This is a genomic window from Pirellulales bacterium, assembly GCA_035546535.1.
Taxonomy (GTDB): Bacteria; Planctomycetota; Planctomycetia; order Pirellulales; family JACPPG01; genus JACPPG01.
Window position 1 is genome coordinate 75,879 of sequence record DASZWQ010000114.1, and the last position, 18,519, is coordinate 94,397.

Sequence of the window (18,519 nt, forward strand, 5' to 3'; positions counted from 1 at the left end):
CCGTCATCGCCAGGGAGGTCGCGGCGTCTACAGCCAATCTCTGGCGAATTCGTACCACCGGACGAGCGCCGGAAATTCTGCCGTGCCGCTCACCGAGAGCCAGTACACGGATTTCAGCAGCGCCAGCCCGACGCTTAATGCCCAAAGCACCGTCACGGCAACGCGCTCGAAGGGCGTCATCGCGATTGCCGGATAAATAGTGCGCGGCCGCGCAGCGTCGAAGCCACGCGCTGTGAGCGCCGTGGCCAGCATGCCGGCGCGACGTAGCGCCGCGGCCACGACCGGAACCAGGATCGCCAACTCCGTGCGCCACGATGTAAGTGCGCCTTGGCCGATGTGCCACAGCCGAGCATGATAACCGCGCAGTTGGCGCGAACGACGCACGGTGGCCCACTGGTCGATGAGCGTCGGCAAGAACCGCAGCGCCGCCACCGTCATAAAGCTGATGGCTGACGGAACGCGCAGCCAGGCCAGAGCCGCTAGCAATCGTTCCGGGCTAGTCGTCAGACACGTGGTCAGGCCGGCTAGCATTACGGCGACCATCCGCGCCGATTGGATCAATCCGTAAGCCGCCCCTTCACGAAACAGCGCCAACCCGGGAAATCTGTAGTTACCCAAATCGAAAGCAGGGACGAGCGTGACGATCGGCGTGCGCGGCTCGCCCACGTAGAACATGGCCTGACTCAAAACGGTTCCCCAGGCCACCAGAACCAGCGCGGTCCCGACCGTCAGCCAGGTGCGGGTCGACCAGCCGGCTGTGGCCGCGACGACCAAGGCGACACCGCAAAGCGTCAGCAGGGCAACACGCGAGTCGACGAGCACGGACGCCAGCGAAACGGTCGCGAGCCAGGAGAGCTTCAAGCGGGGATCACACTCGGCCAGCCATGTGCGGCGGCTCGCCCCCACCGAGGATACGTAACTCATGGGGCGCCTCCGGGCGCGGCTTCGCGGCCAGCGACGAAGCGGCGCGGCGGCTGTTCGCTTGCCGAGTCGTCCTCTGTCGATCGCAAACTTGCGCGGCGCATCAGCTGTGCATCGTCTAGCAACTCGCCGGGTGGACCATCGGCGAGCAATCGACCTCCGGCGAGGACCAGCACGCGCGTGGCAAATCGTGCCGCGATCCGCAAATCATGAGTCGTAAACAGCACCGCACCCACATCTCCTGTGGCAATCGATTGGGCGATTGTCGACAGCAGCCGCTGCGCCTCTTGCGGATCCTGTCCCGTAGTCGGCTCGTCGAGCATGAGTAAACGTGGCCGCAACGTGAGCGCCGCGCCCACGGCGATGCGCAGACGCTGCCCTTGGCTAAGTGACAGCGGGGCCTCTTGGAGTACGGCTTGCAGTGCCAACTTTTCGGCCACTTCGCGACTGCGGCGTGCGATCTCTGCGAGCGACTGGCCGAATTGTCGCGGTCCAAATCGCAATTCGTCGTCGACCGTCGAGCAGAAGAGCGTCAGGTCGGGGTTTTGCGGCACCAGCGCCAAAGGTGCCTCGCCAGGCGGCGCAGCGATCATTTCGAGCTTTCCCGCCGCTGGTCGCAAGAATCCCGCCAGCGCGTGTAGCAGGGTACTCTTCCCCGATCCATTGGGACCAACGATGGCGACGCGTTCGCCCGGTCGGATCTGGAAGTTCAAATCTTGCCAGATCGGCGGAGCGTGTCGTGTGACGCGGGCCGCGAGTCCCTCGACCACCGCAATGGATGGTGATTCGTTAACGTCCGTCCGATGACGAGGAGACGCGTCGGCCATTGGCCCTGAGGCGACAAGACCGGTTGCCGCCAGAGCGTCGGCCATGCGCGGCTCGCCGGCGGCGCAATTGGCGCACAAACGGCCCTCGTCGAGGATCAACACCCGATCGGCCCGCGGCAGCAAGTCATCGAGCCGGTGTTCGGCAATCACGATGGTCAGGCCTTCGCGTCGCAGCGAATCAAGGATTCCCAGCAACTCATGAACAGCCAACGGATCGAGCTGCGCGAGTGGTTCGTCGAACAGCAAGAGTTGCGGGCCCATCGCCAGGATGCTGGCCAGAAGCAGCTTTTGTTTTTGCCCGCCAGAGAGTGTGTTCGTGGCCTGATGACGGCACGCCGAAAGTCCGAATCGCGCGAGCCACGTCTCGGACCGGCGCGCGATCTCGCCGGAGGGCAGGCCGAGATTCGCCAGGCCGAACGCGATTTCGCTGTCGACGGTGGTGGTGCAGATTTGCTCGTCGGGATTTTGCAATACCAGTCCCGCGGTGGCGGCCAGTTCCTGCGTTCCAAGAGCGCGAGTGTCGCGGCCGAAGAGATCGATCGCGCCTGCCATTTCGCCAGCGGCGTGATGCGGGATCAAGCCGGCCAGGGCGCGCAGCAACGTCGATTTTCCGGAACCTGTGCGGCCAGCCACGACCACCAGCACACCGCGCGGAATCGTGCAGGAAATGTCCGCAAGCCACGGCCTGTCCCGCGCCACGAATCGATAGCCGAAATCTCGAACGACGATCGCCGACGACTGAGGGCTACCGGATTCCGTCACGGCGCGGCTCTCCGCAGGCGCAGGCCGACGAGCGCGCCAATCGAGGCGCCGATGCCACCGAAGATGAAGCCCGTGATGAGCGAGACAGCGATCTTGTACCAGGCGTCGAAATATAATCGCAGCAATACTTCGAAGAGGGCATATTGCGTGTACAGCGACAGTCCGTTGGCCGCGCCGATGGCCAGCCCCACGCGCGCGCTAAACCAGAGACGCGCCGCGCGCGACGTCCGTGGGTCCTCGGCCTTACCAACCGTCAGACCCAGCGCGGCGGCCAGTCCTTCGTGCAGAACGATGCTGACCGTCAAGAAAAGCAGGGCCGTCAGTCCGACCTGGCCGCTGGCCAAGACATTCAAACTGAACAGCGTCGAGAGCGCAAGCGCCAGTGCCCCCGGCCGTGGCAACAGAGCGACCAGCACGCCCAGGAACAGGCAACTGAGCCCTTTGCTACCAACGCCATCGACAAAGACGTACATCGGCCCGAGGATGGCGCCGGCGACCGACCCTAACACGCGAGCGGCGTACGAAACGGTGAATTGCAGGGCAGCGATCGAGGCAATAGTTGCCAGGCCGGCGTTACCTAATCGTGCGACGATGCCCTTCCAGAAAATCACCAACGATCCCAATCCGGCGGCTGTTACACCGAGCGATGAAAGAACCAAGGGGACCGCGGTTCGGTCTTCGCCACCCGCCTCAAGGGCCAGCGACCGGCAGATGACCGGAAGGGTGAACAGCAGGCCGAGCGCTCCCCATCCAAGCACCGGGGCCACGGCTTGGAGAATCGGTCGCGGTTGGTTGGGTTCTAGCGAGACGGACATGGCAGGGAACCACTTCCGAGACCATTGTCAGATGATGTGGTGCGAATCTGTGGCCGCGCGTCTGACACCTGGAAGCCGCACTTTTCACATTCCGGGCTTGAGGCCGGCTTACAGGAAGGGACGGCGGCGTTTTTCGACCTGGCAGAACCCGCGATTCCACAAACCGGCTCGCCGCCAGTATTGAGCGCCTAAATGTTAGTATTGAAAGTTTTTCGATCCGCAACCCCTGCCGGGGCCATGGCCTCGTGATATAAAGAGAAATCTGTATTGGGTGCTGATTTTCTGTGCGCGACCCCGTGGTGCTTTTTCGGTTGCGGGTTGCCAGCTTACTCCTCTCTCGATCTTTGCTCCAGTAGGAATCCATCGCCATGCCCGAGGCGTCGAATATCAAATTGTCGATGGCCGAGCCGGATATCGCCGTGCTCACCTTCGATGCGGCTGACAAGGGAGCGAACGTTCTCTCCCGCCCCGTCCTGGAAGAGTTGGAACGGCATCTGAACGAGCTGGAAAAGAAGAAGGATCTGAAGGGCCTGATTCTCGATTCGGCCAAGCCGGGAATCTTCATCTTCGGCGCCGACGTCCGCGAATTCGTGGCGGCCAAGAACATTACGCGCGACCAAAAGATCGAGCTATCGACCCGCGGCCGTAAGCTGTTCCAGCGGCTGTCGCACTTCCCGTGTGTGACCGTGGCGGCGATTGACGGCGGCTGTTTTGGCGGCGGCGCCGAATTGTCGATGTGGTGCGACCGGCGGATTCTGTCGAACAGCCCCAAGGCCCAGATGGGCTTTCCGGAAGTGAAGCTGGGCATCTACCCGGGCTGGGGTGGTACGGCTCGCGCGCCGCGCTTGATCGGCCTGTCGAATGCCGTGGAAATGGTCTCCAGCGGCGAAAACATCGACGCCAAGACCGCCTTTCAGATGGGGCTGGTTTCGGACGTCGTGCCGAGCGAGAAGTTGCGTGAGGCCGCCATCAAGCTCATTCGCGCCGAGAACCAGTCGCAAAAGTATCTCGACGATCGCAAGCGTTGGGACGGCCCGCTGCCGATGGACGAGACCGAGCTCATGTTCCTCGGCGTCACGGCCAACGCCTACATCCAGCAGCAGACCAAGGGGCAATACCCGGCCCCGATCGCGGCCTTGGAAGTGATGATCGGCTCGGCCGGCGGCGACATCGAAGCGGCCAGCCAGGCCGAAGCCGAGGGCTTCGCCGATCTGTTCGGCTCGCCCATCAATCGCTCCTTGCTGAACATCTTCTTCCTGACGGATCGCAACAAGAAAGAAACGGGTGTCTCGAACCCGAACGTCAAACCGAAACAGATCAAGTCGGTCGGCGTTTTTGGTGCGGGCATCATGGGGGCCGGCATTGCCGCCGCGTCCTTGAAACGCGACATGGCCATCACGATCACCGACGCCATCGCCCCGGCCTTGGCCGGCGGTGTGCAGAAGGTGCTGGAAGAAGTGTCGTTCAGCAAGGCCACGCGCGGGCCTGACGCGCAGAAGATGGTCAAGTACGCCCCGCTGGTCAATGCCACGACGACCGACAGCGAGTTCGGCGCATCCGACCTGGTGATCGAAGCGATCATCGAAAAGCCCGAGGCCAAGCAGGAACTGTACGCCCGGATCGAGCCGAAGTTGAAGGACGGGGCGATCCTGGCCTCGAACACGTCGGCCATTTCGATTACGCGCTTGGCCGAGAAGCTCAAGCATCCCGAGCGGTTCTGCGGCATCCACTTCTTCAATCCCGTCCGGCAGATGCCGCTGGTCGAGGTGATCCGCGGCGCAAAGACGAACGATGAAACGATCGCCACCGCCGTGGCCTATGCCAAGAGCATCGGCAAGTCGCCGATCGTCGTGAACGACGGTCCCGGCTTCCTCGTCAATCGGTTGCTGTTGCCGTACATGACCGAGGCGCTGGAGCTGTTGCGTGAAGGAGTTGAAATCAAGGCCGTCGAAAAGGCGGCCAAGGCCTTCGGCATGCCGATGGGGCCGATCACGCTCTACGACGTCGTGGGGCTCGACACCTGCTATCACGCCGGCAAGGTGATGCACGAGGCGTTCCCGACCCGCGTCGTCGAATCGCCGATTCTCGACGCCATGGTCAAGGCGGGCCGCATCGGTCAGAAGGCGGGCGTTGGCTTCTTCGCCTATCAAGGCAAGAAAGGCCACGGCACGCCCGACCCGACCCTGGCGGATGTCATCGGCCCACACGTCGGCAAGCCGCAAAAGCTCTCGGACGAGCAGATCATTCATCGCTTGTTCCTGCCCATGATCCTCGAAGCGACGCGCATCCTGGCCGAGAAGAAGGTGGCCGCTCCGCAGGACGTGGACCTGGGGCTGATCTTCGGCACCGGCTTCCCGCCGTTCAAAGGCGGCCTGCTGTTCTGGGCCGATACGATTGGCTTGCCGAAAATCGTCGAGCTGCTGAAGCCGTACGCCAGCCTGGGCGAACGCTACCAGCCGACGCCGATGCTTACCGAGCTGGCGGCCGCAGGTAAAGGCTTCTACGACCTGCCGTCCTAGGCCGGACGGTTCCGGTTCAAGTGCGTGAACAGTGATCCGAGAATCATTGACCTGAAAATCTACGAGGCTAGCTAAAACGCGTCGCAGACGTCGCACCGATTTCTGCCGCGGTGCCATAGGAAATAAGAATCATGAAACAAGCTGTTGTAGTTGATTGCGTTCGCACGCCGATTGGCCGCGCTCACAAAGAAAAGGGGGTCTTTCGCGAGATCCGCTCCGACGACCTGGCGGCCACGGTCGTCAAAGCCCTGGTCGAGCGCACTGGCATCGATCCCAACGAGATCGAAGACGTCGTGATGGGCAACACGCAGCAGCAGGGGGAGCAAGGCATGGACGTCGCCCGCGTCGTCGGCCTGCTGGCCGGCTTGCCCCTGGCCACCGGTGGCACCACCGTCAACCGTCTCTGCGGCTCGGCCTTGCAGGCGATCAATCAGGCTTCGCACGCCATCGTCGCCGGCAGCGAAGACGTGCAGATCGTCGGCGGTCTGGAGCACATGCACCACATCCCCATGGACAAGGACATCGACCTGAATCCCAAGCTGTTCACGCGCACCAGCAAGGGCGCGATGATGATGGGCTTCACGGCCGAATTCCTGGCCCAGAGCCAGGGCATCTCGCGCGAAGAGCAAGACGCGTTCGCGCTGCGCAGCCATCAATTGGCCGCCAAGGCGCACGCCAACGGCGAGTTCCGCCGCGAGATCATTCCCGTGTGGGGACGTGACGAGGCGGGCAATCGCCAGTTGGTCGAAGTCGATCAATGCGTCCGGCCCGATGCGACCGCCGAATCGCTGGCGGCGCTCAAGCCCGCCTTCATGCCCGGCATGGGCACCGTCACCGCCGGCAACAGCTCGCCCTTGAACGACGGCGCCGCGGCGCTGTTGATCATGTCGGACGAAAAGGCCAAGGCCTTGGGCTTCAAGCCGCTGGTGAAGATCGTCGCCACGGCGATCGTCGGCGTTGACCCCTGCGTGATGGGCACCGGCCCGGTGCCGGCCACGAAAAAGGCGCTCAAGCGTGCCGGTATGAAGCTGTCGGATATCGACCTCGTGGAGCTGAACGAAGCTTTCGCTTCGCAGGCGCTGTCGTGCATTCGCTCGCTCGGGTTGGATCAAGATAAGGTCAACGTCCGCGGCGGTGCCATCGCCATCGGGCATCCCCTGGGCGCCAGCGGGGCACGCATCACTACCACGCTGATTCGCAACATGATCGACCGCAACGTCAATCTCGGCCTGGCCACGATGTGCATCGGCGCCGGCCAGGGCATCGCTACCATTTTCGAACGAGTCTGAAACAGGTTTTTCATGAGTATCGACGCCGCCCCGACCATCGTTGCTTTGTGGGCCGACAGGGCCAAGGCCAGTACCGACAAGACCGCCATGCTGGTTAAACGTGACGGCAAATACGAGCCGGTCACGTGGCAAGAGATTCGCAAGGACGTCAATCGCACGGCCGCGGCGCTTGTGAATCTCGGCGTCGAACATGGTGATCGCGTCGTCCTCGTGTCGCGCAATCGGTACGAGTGGATCGTGTGCGATCTCGCCATCCTGGTCGCCGGCGGCACGCACGTGCCGGTCCACGCTTCGCTCGCCGGGCCGCAGATCGCTTACCAGATCGTGGATAGCGGCGCCAAGGTGGTCATCATTTCGGGCCCCGACCAGGCTGAAAAGCTGGCCGACCAGGCCTCGAAATTCGCCAAGACGACGAAATTCGTCGCGCTCGATCCCTGCCCCAAGCCGATCGGCCCGTTCGCCGTCACCTTGCTCTCGGATCTGACCGCCAAGGTCGATGACGCGACCGCCGCAAAAGTCGAAGCCCGCGGGCTGGAAATCGTCAAGCCGGATGACCTGGCCACGATTTTGTACACCTCGGGCACGACGGGGGACCCCAAGGGCGTGATGCTCGCGCACAGCAACATCGCCTCGAACGTCGCGGCGATTCTGAAGATGTGGGTGCCGCGCGAGGATGATGTGCGGCTCACCTGGTTGCCGCTAAGTCATATTTTCGCGCGCACGTGCGACCTGTACACGTGGATCGCAGCGGGCGCGGTGTTGGCGCTGGCCGACAGCCCCGAAGCGGTGCCCGCCAACTGCCAGGAAGTGCATCCGACGCTGATCAACGGCGTGCCGTACTTCTTCGACAAGCTGCACCGCTTCCTCGTCTCGCAAGGCATGGCCGATAAGCCGGGCATGCTGCAGATGGTCCTGGGCGGCCGGATACGCTATTGCGGCTCGGGCGGCGCGGCGCTCGCGGATCACACGCATCTGTTCTTCAAGGAGCAGGGGGTCTTCATCTCGCAAGGCTACGGTCTCACCGAGACCTCGCCCACGATTTCGACCGGTCAGGAATCGGATACCAAGATCGGGACCGTCGGCCGATTGCTGCCCGGCGTCGAGGTGAAGATTTCCGACGAAGGCGAAATCTGCACCCGCGGCCCGCACGTGATGAAAGGTTACTGGAACCTGCCCGAGGCGACGGCCGAGGTGCTGAAGGATGGTTGGTTCCACACTGGCGACCTGGGCGAGATCGACGAGGACGGATACCTGAAGATCACGGGCCGCAAGAAGGAATTAATCGTCACGGCGGCGGGCAAGAACATCGCGCCGGTGAATCTCGAGGCGCTGCTCACGGCCGATCCGCTGATTGCCCAGGCGCTGGTCATCGGTGACGCGAAGAACTACCTGACGGCCTTGATCGTGGTGAATCCCGAGCCCTTGATGGCCGAAATCAAGGAACTGGAAATTCCCGTCAATTCCGTCGAGGAAGCGCTCACCAACCCGCAAGTGCGCGAGCTGTATGCCGGACGGATCGCACAGCGGCTGGCGGGCGTGTCGCATTACGAGCAGGTGCAGAAGTTTACGCTCATCGCCCGGCCGTTCTCGCCCGAGACCAATGAGCTGACGCTGACGTTGAAGCTTCGTCGGAAGGTGATCGAGGGAAATTACGCCCGTGAAATCGCGGAGATGTACGCTCCCGCCGGGGCGCACGCGGCGGCGCATTAGCCGTTGCGTCGGAGCGTTACTCTCCTTTACGGGGCTTGAAGTTGTGGCAACGTTCGGGGGTCATGATTACAATACACCGGCTGTGGCGGTCGGTTATCCTGGTTTCTCACTTATTTCGATGCCAGTTAGGCTTTTGCGAGCCGTAGGCCGGCCGCCATGCCAAAGGCGTTCCTAACGCGAGGGGAATGACGATGAACAGTCGTGCGGTGGATACAGAACCTGACGTGAAAAAGGGTGCGGGCACTAACGGCCACACGCCGGAGGCAGAGAAGGAATCGTTTGCCGAAGTCGCTTTGAAGCTCGGCGGTAAGAGCGCGGAAGAAGCACGCCGCATGGGCGCCGTCGACAAGGCCGACGACCAGGTCGAGGCCTTGTTCGCTCCGCAGTATCAAACCGTCAACAGCCCCGCCCACCGCGCGGTGTGGGATGCCCAGACCCCGATCAATGAATTCATTAGCACGCCGGCCCAGACCCCGCCGCACGTGCAAAAGGTGATGGACGATTCGCTGGCGGTGGTGCGCAAGCACTTCCAGGCCGGCACGCTACTGAACGAAACCAGGAAGGGAATCGCCAAGACGGTTCTCGACGAGCTCGGCTCGGTCGGTTACTGGGGCTTGCTCGTCGGTCGCGAATACGGCGGCTCGGGCGCTCCGTTCTCGTCGTTCGCTCCGTTCCTCACGAAGATGGCCACGGTCGACGGCACGATCGCCGGCATGGCCAGCGTTCACGGCTGCATCGGCGCGGTCGATCCGGTCCGCTCGTTCGGCAATCCCGAGCAGAAGAAAAAGTACCTGCCGCAGTTGGCCAGCGGCCAGCGACTGTCGGCGTTTGCCTTGACCGAACCGAACGCCGGCTCCGACTTGACGGCCCTCCGCACGACTGCCACGCGCGACGGAGACGATTACCTGATCAACGGCGAGAAGCTGTTCATCACCAACGTCACCTTCGGGCGCACGATCGGCCTGGTCTGTTTGCTGGACAAGAAGCCGGCCGTGTTCATCGCCGACCTCCCCGACCAGGAAAACGAGAACTTCCACTTCAAGCCCTACGGCCTGTACGCTTTGCGTTACGCGTCGAACCAGGGCTTCGTGATGAAGAACTTCCGCGTTCCCGCGGCCAACCTGCTGAAGCCGGTCAAGGGTGACGGTCTGACGATTGCCTATCACGGCCTGAACCTGGGGCGCGTCTCGCTCTGTGCCAACGCCGCCGGCACCATGCGGCTGATGATGGCCAACATGCTCCCCTGGGCCCGCTACCGCCGGACCTACGGCGAGGCGATCGTGAAACGCGAGCTGGTCGAGCGCCGCTTGGGCCGCATGGCTGGGCTGATCGTCGCTTGCGACGCGCTCGTCGAGTGGTGCGCCGGCCTGATCGACAAGGGCTATCGCAGCGAGATGGAATGCGTCATCGCCAAGATCTTCGGCAGCGAATCGCAGAAGGAAGCCGCGATCGAGCTGTTGATGAAGACCCACGGCGGCCGTTCCTTCCTGCACGGCCACATCTTCGGCGACAACGTTCACGAGTACCTGGCCCCGTGCATCTACGAGGGCGAGGGCGAAATGCTCGGCATGGCGTTCTTCAAGTCGCTGGTCAAGCATCACGGCGTGCAGTTCTTCGAGCCGATCGGCAAGGCCCTGGCCGCCGCCGGCATCAAGAAGCCGAGCATGACGAATCCCGCTCATGCCTGGGCGCTCAAGGGCCCGATGGCCGCTTACGCCAAGTGGTACCTGGGCCAGATGGTCAGCCGGCCGAGCTGGTCGGCGCTGCCCCCGATGCCCGAGACCTTGCGGAAGCACGCCGAGTTCGCCGCCCAGTGGCTGGGTCGCAGCCGCATGGAAGTCAGCGGCACGATGCGCCGCCATCAGCTCGGTCTGGCCGATCGCCAGTGCCGTATGTCCGAGCTGTCGCAGCGCGTGCAGGACGCGATCACGATCCTCTGCACGGCCCTGTACGCCTCGCGCAGTCAGGAAGAGACGGTCCGCACCGCGGCCGACGTTATCTGCCAGGACCTGACCCGCAAGCTGACGCGCGAGCCGGTTTCGGATCGCTACTTCCGCACCGTGACGAAGCTGGGCCAGGCGATCGCCAACGGCGAGTTCAAGAGCATCGCCGGCCTGCCCGAAGCCGAGATCATGATGCCCTACAAGCAGGACTAGTTCCTGCTTGTAGCGGATCGATGTTGATTCGAAGACCCACGGCTCGTGAAAGCGGGCCGTGGGTTTTTTGTTCGTTCCACTGGTCAGCTTGACGGTGCATTGAGAGCGGGGACAATTGAGCTGCGCGAACCGTGGTATCACGGATGGCGCCGGCTGCTAAAGTCTTGCTCTCAAAAAAAGGCGCTTCGCCGTGGCCAAATTTGCTGTCATCATGCCGGCCGCGGGGGCTAGTAGCCGGTTCAACGACAAGAACTACAAGAAGCCGTTTGCCCCCTTGGCAAACCGCGCGGTATGGCTGCATTCGGCCGAGAAGTTCTTGAATCGCGCGGACGTGGTGCAGGTCTTGCTCGTGATCTCGCCAGAAGATCGCGAGGACTTCAACTTCAAGTTTTCGGCCAACGTAACGATCCTGGGCATCGACGTCGTAAACGGCGGCAAGGAGCGGGCCGACTCGGTCGAGAACGCCATTGCCCGGCTCAAGCCCGAGGTCGAATATGTGGCCATTCACGACGCGGCTCGGCCGTGCATCGCCGACGATTGGATCACGAACGTTTTCGAAGCGGCCGAAAAAAGCGGCGCAGCCATTCTGGCAATTCCTGTCGCCTCGACGCTGAAGCGCTCCAAGGACGGATCGAAAATCGACGAGACCGTCCCGCGCGAAGGGCTGTGGGAAGCGCAAACGCCGCAGGTATTTCGGCGGAATATCCTCATCGAAGCGTACGGCCGTCGGGCCGGCTTCGTGGCCACCGACGACGCGCAGCTCGTCGAACGACTCGGCAAGCCGGTAACAATCGTCCGCGGCTCGCCGATCAATATGAAGATCAGCACCAAGGAAGACCTGCGCCTGGCCGAGCAGGCGCTGCGCGCGCTGCCGAAGCCCAGGCTCTCCGGCCCGGCGCATCCGTTCGCCGGCGACGACATGTGGCGGTAAATCCTTACGCGAAGAATGCGAATCCATCCACAGTGTTCATGCCGCCCGAGCGGCACCCGAAGGCATGAAAATATGCGTTGGCGGTTATGTTTCGACGTTGGCTTCCGGGCGATTTACTGAGCAGATTTCGCAGATTAACGCAGATTTTAAGAACAGGATTGCGGTGCGAGTTCGTTCGCTTCGTCAATCCATCTGCGGAATCTGTGTCATCTGCGGATGTATTCTTTCTCCCCAAGGATGTTGTGGCGGACCTTGCTGCGACGATCGCTTCCGCACTATTTAGTCGTTGTCGTCGTCGTCGCGGTCCGACTTGCCCGTCGCTGCCTGGTCGCCGTCTTCCTGCTTATTCGACTCTTCGCCGTTTTGCTCCGCGGCGAACTGCAACGTGGCCACGACGTACTTCATACGCCCTTCGGCATCGAGGCCATTGACGAAATCGACGACGTCGTCGCCATAGGCGCGCACGGCATACTGATAGGAAGCCAGTCCGCCGTCGGCCTGCTTGCGATAGCAGAACACGTTGAATTCGGCAAAGGACTTGTCGTCGGGAAACACGGTGAAGTCCAGTACCGATTCGCCGGTCTTCGAGTTTTCCAAGAGATCGTAGTGGATCGGCGGATCGCTATCATCCAACTTCTTGGTAACCGCCTCGGCGGCCGCCGTCGGATCGTTCAGCCCGGGGTACTCGCGGATGGCGGCCAGGCGGGTCCAGGTTTCCAAGGATTCGTCGCTGGGGATGAACTCGCGGATCGACTCGCCGTCGGCCTCGCCCTCGTAGGAGAGGGCCAGCTCACGGCCGTCGACGGTCACGGTCGCATCTTCCGACGACGGGTCGTGCGCCTTCGACGAAACCTCGTCATCACTGACGGCGAATCCGGCCAGGCAGGAGAAAAGCACGAGCGAACAGGCGAAAGCGCGCATGGGATAACCCCTTCGTTGGTGGATGGTCGGAAAAAGTATCCGCGTGTCGTCACGCCAAGCTTAGGTCATGCCGTAATCTGGGTGCGGCGACTGGCGGCCAATGCCACCGCCGCGCCGCTTCGGGACGGGCGTCGGCGAGCGAATGCAACTCGGGCAAGGGTATGGAGTTTCGCCAAGTGCCCTACCCCGCCCGGCGGGCGACCGGGTAGGATGCGGGCCACAACCATTCGCAGTTCAAAGTGAGCGCCTGTCACAAGCATGGAAGGACTCCCGTGCACGACATCATATCCGAGCTTTCTTGGCGTGGATTGATCCACCAATCGACCGACGAAGCGAACCTCGGCCCGCGCCTCGTCGCGCGGCCGGCCACGGTCTACGCCGGGTTCGATCCCACGGCCAACAGCCTGCACGTGGGGCACCTGGTGGCGCTCATGATGCTGCGTCGTTTTCAACGCGCCGGCCATGCGCCGATCGCCCTGGTGGGCGGGGCGACCGGCATGATCGGCGACCCGAGCGGAAAAAGCGAAGAGCGCAACCTGCTGTCGCTCGACGCACTCGAGCGCAACGTCGCGGCGATGCAGCAGCAGATGCGCGCTTTCCTGGATTTCGGTACCGGTCCGGCCGCTGCGCGGCTGGTGAACAACTACGACTGGATGCGCGGGTTCAGCTATCTCGATTTCCTGCGCGACGTCGGCAAGAACTTTCCCGTGAACGTCATGCTGGCCAAGGATTCGGTGCGCAGCCGGCTCGAACGCAGCGACAGCGGCCTGAGCTTCACCGAGTTCAGCTACATGCTCTTGCAGGCCTACGACTTCGTCTATCTGAACCGGCAATTCGGCTGCGAGCTGCAAATCGGCGGAAGCGACCAGTGGGGCAACATCACGGCCGGCATCGATCTGGCCCGCCGCATGCACTCGGTGCAACTGTACGGCATCACGTGCCCGCTCTTGACCAAAAGCGATGGCTCGAAGATGGGCAAGACCGAGTCGGGCGCCCTGTGGCTTTCGCCCGAACGGACGAGCCCCTACAAGTTCTACCAGTACTGGATCAACGTCGATGACGCGGACGCCGGCAAGTGTCTGCGCTTCTTTACCGATCTGTCGCGGGAGGAAATTGAAGCGCTGGACGCGGCCCGCGCCACCGATCCAGGTCGGCGTGAAAGTCAGCGCCGCCTGTCCGAAGAGATCACGCGGCTGGTGCATGGCGATGCGGGCCTGGCCAAGGCGCAGCGAGCCAGCGAAATCCTGTTCGGGGCCGAAATCGCGTCGCTTTCCGACTTGGAACTGGCCGAAATCTTTGCCGACGTGCCCAGCCAGCAGCTCGACCGCGCGGCGCTAGCGGCCGGATTGAATGTCGTCGACGCGTTCGTCACTGCCGGCCTGGCCAAGAGCAAAGGGGACGCCCGCCGCACGATTACGCAAGGGGGCGGTTACGTGAACAACCGCCGCATCGCCTCGGCCGACGCGACGCTCTCGCCCGCGGACCTTGCTAGCGAGAGCGTGCTGGTGCTGCGCTCGGGCAAGAAAAGTTACGCTCTGCTGCGATTCGTCGGGTAAATGGGCCGCGGTCGTGGGGCTGCATAGGACTGTCTGCTAGCAACCGGCAACACCCGCATTGACCCGTTTCTCTCGCGGTCCTACTATCCGGCCGCTTATGCGGGGGGCACTCACGTTGCCGGACGCCTTGGCCGGTCTATTGACCGTGGCGTCGCATGATCTGGACCACGCGGGAAGAAACTCTTGGTCGTGCCATCGCCCGCTCGCTCGCGCGTTCGCACCTGGAGCCTTGTGGCCACCGGGGGCTTCTGCGCGCTTCTGCTGCTGTTCGGAATCTTTACGCTCGCCGTGCGGCATGTCCCGGCGTTCTATCGAAAGGCGCTAGAGATCGAGGATGCGATCCTGCGAACGGGCAACGACCAACTGCTGGAAAGTGCGACGGCGCTCATGAACGCCGCGCGCCATCCAGGCCAATGGTACGCCCTGCTGACCGAGGAGCAGATCAACGGCTGGCTGGCGATTGATCTGGCGCAGAATCACCCCGAGTTACTGCCGCCGGGAGCCAGCGATCTCCGCGCGCGCTTCGAGCGCGACCGGGCCATTATCGCCTGCTCGTACGAATACCCAGGGCTGTCGACGGTCGTCTCCGTGAAATTCGACGTGTACCTGGCCGAGCCGCACGTCGTGGCGCTACGGGTTCACGGAGCCCGGGCGGGCGCCGTCCCGGTGCCGATCACACCCATCATGGATGGCATCGCCAAGGCGGCCGAGCGGCTGAATCTGCGCATCGAATGGCGGCAGGCTCACAACGACCCCGTGGCCTTCATCACGCTGCCCGAGGCGCACACGGCCACCACCGTGCTCAAGCTCGATTCGCTGCAACTGCGCGATGCGGCGATCTATCTGGCCGGCCGCACCGAATCGGTTTCCGCAGGCTCGCCCGACGCCCCGGCCGTCGACCGTCACCGCGGCGTGGCCACGCTGCCGGATGAAAAGCGAAAGGTCCAGTGATCGCGATCGTCCTCCCGGGTGAGCAGGACCTGGCCCCGTAGTTGGTCGGCGGCGATCTCGATCTCACACACGTCTGCGTCGCTGCGCTTCACACGGCAGACTCCGCCGTGCAATCGCGAGACCTCGCCGCGATTTCCCGACACCGGCCCTTCGTATTCCAGATAAGCCAGGCGATGGTCTGCCAGAGCCAGCGCGGCAATGTCAACGCCGTCGGCCGGCTCGCGCTCGAGGGCCCAGGTGCGTAGCGCGCCGTCCCGCTCGACCATGAAATCCCAGTGCGTGGCGCGCGGCGCGCCGGCCGGCATTTCATGCCGCAGGATCACGAACCGGCGCGAAAGAGAATCGTCGGACTGCACGCTCGCGATTATATCGTTCGTCGGTACGTACGAGCGGCGCGACGGCTACTGGGCGAAGATCGTCGTCAGTTCCTCGCCGACGACGCCTGCTGGATTGCCGGCGCTCGTGGCTTGCGCCCGGAATTGCACCTGCCCCGACTGGTCGGCACGGGCTTGAATCTGGAAGGTCAGTGTCTCTCCTGCCGCCAGCGTCGCCACGGGAGCGAAACGAACGGTTTTGCCGTCGATCGTGGCTTGCGTGATTCCGACCGGGCCGACGCCCAGGGGCGTCATCTGGTTCGGCAGAGTGACCGTGAGCGCGATCTGGCTATCGGGACCCTGGCCGGCGTTGGTCAGTTTCACCTCGTACGTCGTGACGCGTCCGACAGCGACCGGCTCGACCAGATCGGCCACGGCGATGGTCAGCCGTGGGGCGCCCGCCGGCGGGGTAGGGGGCGCCGCGGCGGCCGTGATCGTGAGGCAGGCCTGATCCGAGGCCGTGGCTCCTTCATTCGTCGTCACCGTGACCCGGTTGCACGCGCTGGCCACGGGCGTGAGGCATTCGCAGCGGATCTGGTAGCGCACCGTCTTGCCGGCGGGCAACGTATCGAGATTCCACACCAGGTCTTCATTATTATTTTCCCAGGCATGACCTTCCGTCGCGCTAATAGGATTCATGGCCCGATCGTAGTTATCGGCGATGCGCACCACCGTCGCCGGCGACTGGCTGGAATTGGTGACCTCGATCACGAAGTCCGCAACCTGTCCAGCGGCGACTTGGGTCGGTCCGGTCTTCTTCACCGTAATTGTCGGACGTGCGATCGGAGCGCTGGGAGCGATGGCGGTCACGCACGCCTGAGCGCTCGCCAGCACGTTGCCGCCGGCGTCATGCACTTCGAGCGTGTTGCACAGTTGGCCCGGCTGCGTCGGCCGTAACGGGATGACGACGCGCTGCGATTGGCCCGGCGGAATGGATTCGAGATTGCGCTCGATCGGGCTGGCGCTCGTGGCATGCTGCAACCCGGTGTCAAAGCGATCAACGACCGTCAGCACAGGCGTCGCCGCGACGCCACGATTGGTGACGATGGCCACGAAATCGACATCCTGCCCGATCGCTGCGCTGGGCGGAGCCGTCATGGTCATTGTCAGCGACTGGGCCGGCACGCTCACGGCCACGATCGTTGTCGTCGCGCAACTTTGGGCGCTTGTTCCTTCACCCGTGTTCAGCATAGCGCAGTTGTTGATAATGCCTGCCTGGTCGGCGCGAAAATCGACTTCGATGGCCTGGCTCTGGCCGGCCCCCAGGTCGCCGAGGTTCCATTGCAACGAGCCGCCGGCGGGTTGCGCCGGGGGCTTGCTACTAAGAAACGTCAGCCCCGGAGGAATTTGATTGGTCACGATGACGTCGCGCGTCGAGAGCGGGCTGGGGTTACCGACCTCGATGCGATAGCCGACCGTCGAGCCGATCGTGGCCTGGCTGGGACCAAGCGTGCGCAGCGACAGATTACCGGCCGTCGTCCAGTTGCAGGTCGTTACGGAGTTGCCCACGATCAGCCGCTGGCCGTAGCTGCCGCTCAATTCGGCAGGACGAATGATCTGCACCGCGATCGTATTCGTGCCCGGCGCCGCTTGCTGCTCGGCGATCTCGACCGTCGCCTGCCCCAGCGCGTTGGTCGGCTCTTCGATCACCTGGCGGCCATCGGGAGCGAAGCCGGCCGCGGGGCCGCCCGTGATCTCATAGCGGACGATCCAGCCGACCAGCGGCGTGCGATCTGTCTGCCGGGTAACCGTCGTGGTGAAGGCATGCCGCGTTCCCACGGGATTCGTGGCCGGCACGGGAAACGCCCATTGAGCATCGACCCAGTAGATGGTCGAAGTTCGCTTGCGCTGATCCCAGCCGAAGACGTTCGGCGCGAAAGCCGTGATGTAACTCGCGCCCTCGACCGGTGAAGTCACGGTGACCCACGCCTGCCCTTTCTGCACCGGCACGTCGTCGTCCAAGGTCGGCGTGCCGCGCGTCAGGGCCACGTATTTCGTCGACGTGGTGCCGATGGCATACGAATTATCGAGCTTGCGCGGCGTGTCGTCGGGATGCTTCACCCGATCGAGCCAGCCGGTTCCATTCAAATCGACGAACTCGCCGACGCCGCCGGGGGCGAGCATCCACTCGATGCGCTCGCGAGCGTGCATATAGCCGTCGGGGCCGCAGATGCTGCCGACCAGGATGACTTCCGAGCCGACCGGCGCGATGACTTTGGCGGGCGCTACGCGCAGAAACGTCATGTTGTGATGCTTGGGCGTCGACGGCTCGGGCACGTACCGCGTCAGCGGCGGTTGATTCCACAGAAAGAGGTGCCGGCCCGAAGGATCGATGCGTGGCAGCGTGCCGGATGCTTCATGCCCGGCGCAGGCGATGATCGCCGCGACCAGACAGCATCCTCCTTGGTTGATCCACCACCGCACGGCAAAAGCGTCCTGGGTTTTGCGGCGTCACAGCGTGTGCCGCAGGATTGCCGATCCGCACGCCGCGTGATGCGCGGCAGCGGGCGGCGATGTTAAAGATTGCCGCCTGGAGAAAGGGTAGCATGCACTTTTGCAACGTGATGATATTTTGCAACTTACCCGGTCGTGATTTGGCAACGTGAGCGCTGCAATCGGCAAGAGCGGTGCAAGCCGAACGTCGCACTAGCAGCCTGTTGAAGAACTCAACGGGCTGCGACATCGCAGGGATGCGATGGCAAAATATCGACGTAAGTCGTTATTTTGCGAGCCGTGCGAAGCTTTGCTTCGCACTTGGCGAGGTTGAAAAAAGCCACGAGGGCTTTT

The 18,519-nt window shown here is 63.2% G+C and carries 13 protein-coding genes; 7 read left to right on the top strand and 6 right to left on the bottom strand.

Going from position 1 to position 18,519, the window contains the following annotated elements:
• Positions 1-27: 27 nt before the first annotated feature.
• The 3 genes from VHD36_14675 to VHD36_14685 are packed head-to-tail and all read right to left on the bottom strand — an operon-like array spanning position 28 to position 3,325.
• Positions 28-924, bottom strand: a complete 897-nt coding sequence (locus VHD36_14675; protein ID HVU88562.1) for an energy-coupling factor transporter transmembrane component T — start codon at positions 922-924, stop codon at positions 28-30.
• Complete coding sequence (locus tag VHD36_14680; GenBank protein HVU88563.1) at positions 921-2,510, bottom strand: ABC transporter ATP-binding protein; 1,590 nt, start codon at positions 2,508-2,510, stop codon at positions 921-923. The genes VHD36_14675 and VHD36_14680 overlap by 4 nt, the downstream gene beginning before the upstream one ends.
• On the bottom strand, positions 2,507-3,325 hold the full coding sequence (locus VHD36_14685; GenBank protein ID HVU88564.1) for a hypothetical protein: 819 nt from the start codon (positions 3,323-3,325) through the stop codon (positions 2,507-2,509). Before VHD36_14685 ends, VHD36_14680 begins: the two co-directional genes overlap by 4 nt.
• Before the next feature lie 368 nt (positions 3,326-3,693).
• Here VHD36_14685 and VHD36_14690 point away from each other — a divergent pair, with 368 nt between their 5' ends.
• From VHD36_14690 to ispD, 5 genes are all read left to right on the top strand, one after another.
• Entirely contained in the window at positions 3,694-5,844 is a 2,151-nt protein-coding gene (locus tag VHD36_14690; protein HVU88565.1) for a 3-hydroxyacyl-CoA dehydrogenase NAD-binding domain-containing protein, read from the top strand.
• Positions 5,845-5,975: 131 nt separating this feature from the next.
• A complete protein-coding gene (fadA, locus tag VHD36_14695; protein ID HVU88566.1) occupies positions 5,976-7,133 on the top strand; it encodes an acetyl-CoA C-acyltransferase FadA in 1,158 nt (385 codons plus the stop codon).
• 12 nt (positions 7,134-7,145) lie between these two features.
• Positions 7,146-8,843: an AMP-dependent synthetase/ligase gene (locus VHD36_14700; GenBank protein ID HVU88567.1), complete on the top strand. Its 1,698-nt coding sequence runs from the start codon at positions 7,146-7,148 to the stop codon at positions 8,841-8,843.
• Positions 8,844-9,034: 191 nt separating this feature from the next.
• On the top strand, positions 9,035-10,999 hold the full coding sequence (locus tag VHD36_14705; GenBank protein HVU88568.1) for an acyl-CoA dehydrogenase family protein: 1,965 nt from the start codon (positions 9,035-9,037) through the stop codon (positions 10,997-10,999).
• A 190-nt stretch (positions 11,000-11,189) separates the two neighbouring features.
• Positions 11,190-11,930 carry a 2-C-methyl-D-erythritol 4-phosphate cytidylyltransferase gene (gene ispD / locus VHD36_14710; GenBank protein ID HVU88569.1) on the top strand — a complete coding sequence of 247 codons (741 nt, stop codon included), beginning with the start codon at positions 11,190-11,192 and terminating at the stop codon, positions 11,928-11,930.
• Positions 11,931-12,209: 279 nt separating this feature from the next.
• On the opposite strand, the gene VHD36_14715 is transcribed toward ispD, so the two are convergent.
• Positions 12,210-12,851, bottom strand: coding sequence for a hypothetical protein (locus VHD36_14715; GenBank protein ID HVU88570.1), 642 nt, complete (start codon positions 12,849-12,851; stop codon positions 12,210-12,212).
• Between the two features lie 272 nt (positions 12,852-13,123).
• Here VHD36_14715 and tyrS point away from each other — a divergent pair, with 272 nt between their 5' ends.
• On the top strand, positions 13,124-14,407 hold the full coding sequence (gene tyrS / locus VHD36_14720; protein ID HVU88571.1) for a tyrosine--tRNA ligase: 1,284 nt from the start codon (positions 13,124-13,126) through the stop codon (positions 14,405-14,407).
• A gap of 189 nt (positions 14,408-14,596) precedes the next feature.
• Positions 14,597-15,358: a hypothetical protein gene (locus VHD36_14725; protein HVU88572.1), complete on the top strand. Its 762-nt coding sequence runs from the start codon at positions 14,597-14,599 to the stop codon at positions 15,356-15,358.
• Here VHD36_14725 and VHD36_14730 read toward each other — a convergent pair.
• Positions 15,310-15,714, bottom strand: coding sequence for a DNA polymerase ligase N-terminal domain-containing protein (locus VHD36_14730; GenBank protein ID HVU88573.1), 405 nt, complete (start codon positions 15,712-15,714; stop codon positions 15,310-15,312). The genes VHD36_14725 and VHD36_14730 overlap by 49 nt on opposite strands.
• A 45-nt stretch (positions 15,715-15,759) precedes the next feature.
• Entirely contained in the window at positions 15,760-18,156 is a 2,397-nt protein-coding gene (locus VHD36_14735; GenBank protein ID HVU88574.1) for a hypothetical protein, read from the bottom strand.
• Between the last annotated feature and the right edge of the window lie 363 nt (positions 18,157-18,519).

Bases quoted from the DNA above. Each gene is read 5' to 3' on its own strand.
- VHD36_14705 (HVU88568.1), top strand. From the start codon at position 9,035: ATGAACAGTCGTGCGGTGGATACAGAACCTGACGTGAAAAAGGGTGCG.
- VHD36_14685 (HVU88564.1), bottom strand. From the start codon at position 3,325: ATGTCCGTCTCGCTAGAACCCAACCAACCGCGACCGATTCTCCAAGCC.
- VHD36_14675 (HVU88562.1), bottom strand. From the start codon at position 924: ATGAGTTACGTATCCTCGGTGGGGGCGAGCCGCCGCACATGGCTGGCC.
- VHD36_14715 (HVU88570.1), bottom strand. From the start codon at position 12,851: ATGCGCGCTTTCGCCTGTTCGCTCGTGCTTTTCTCCTGCCTGGCCGGA.
- VHD36_14690 (HVU88565.1), top strand. From the start codon at position 3,694: ATGCCCGAGGCGTCGAATATCAAATTGTCGATGGCCGAGCCGGATATC.
- VHD36_14700 (HVU88567.1), top strand. From the start codon at position 7,146: ATGAGTATCGACGCCGCCCCGACCATCGTTGCTTTGTGGGCCGACAGG.
- fadA (HVU88566.1), top strand. From the start codon at position 5,976: ATGAAACAAGCTGTTGTAGTTGATTGCGTTCGCACGCCGATTGGCCGC.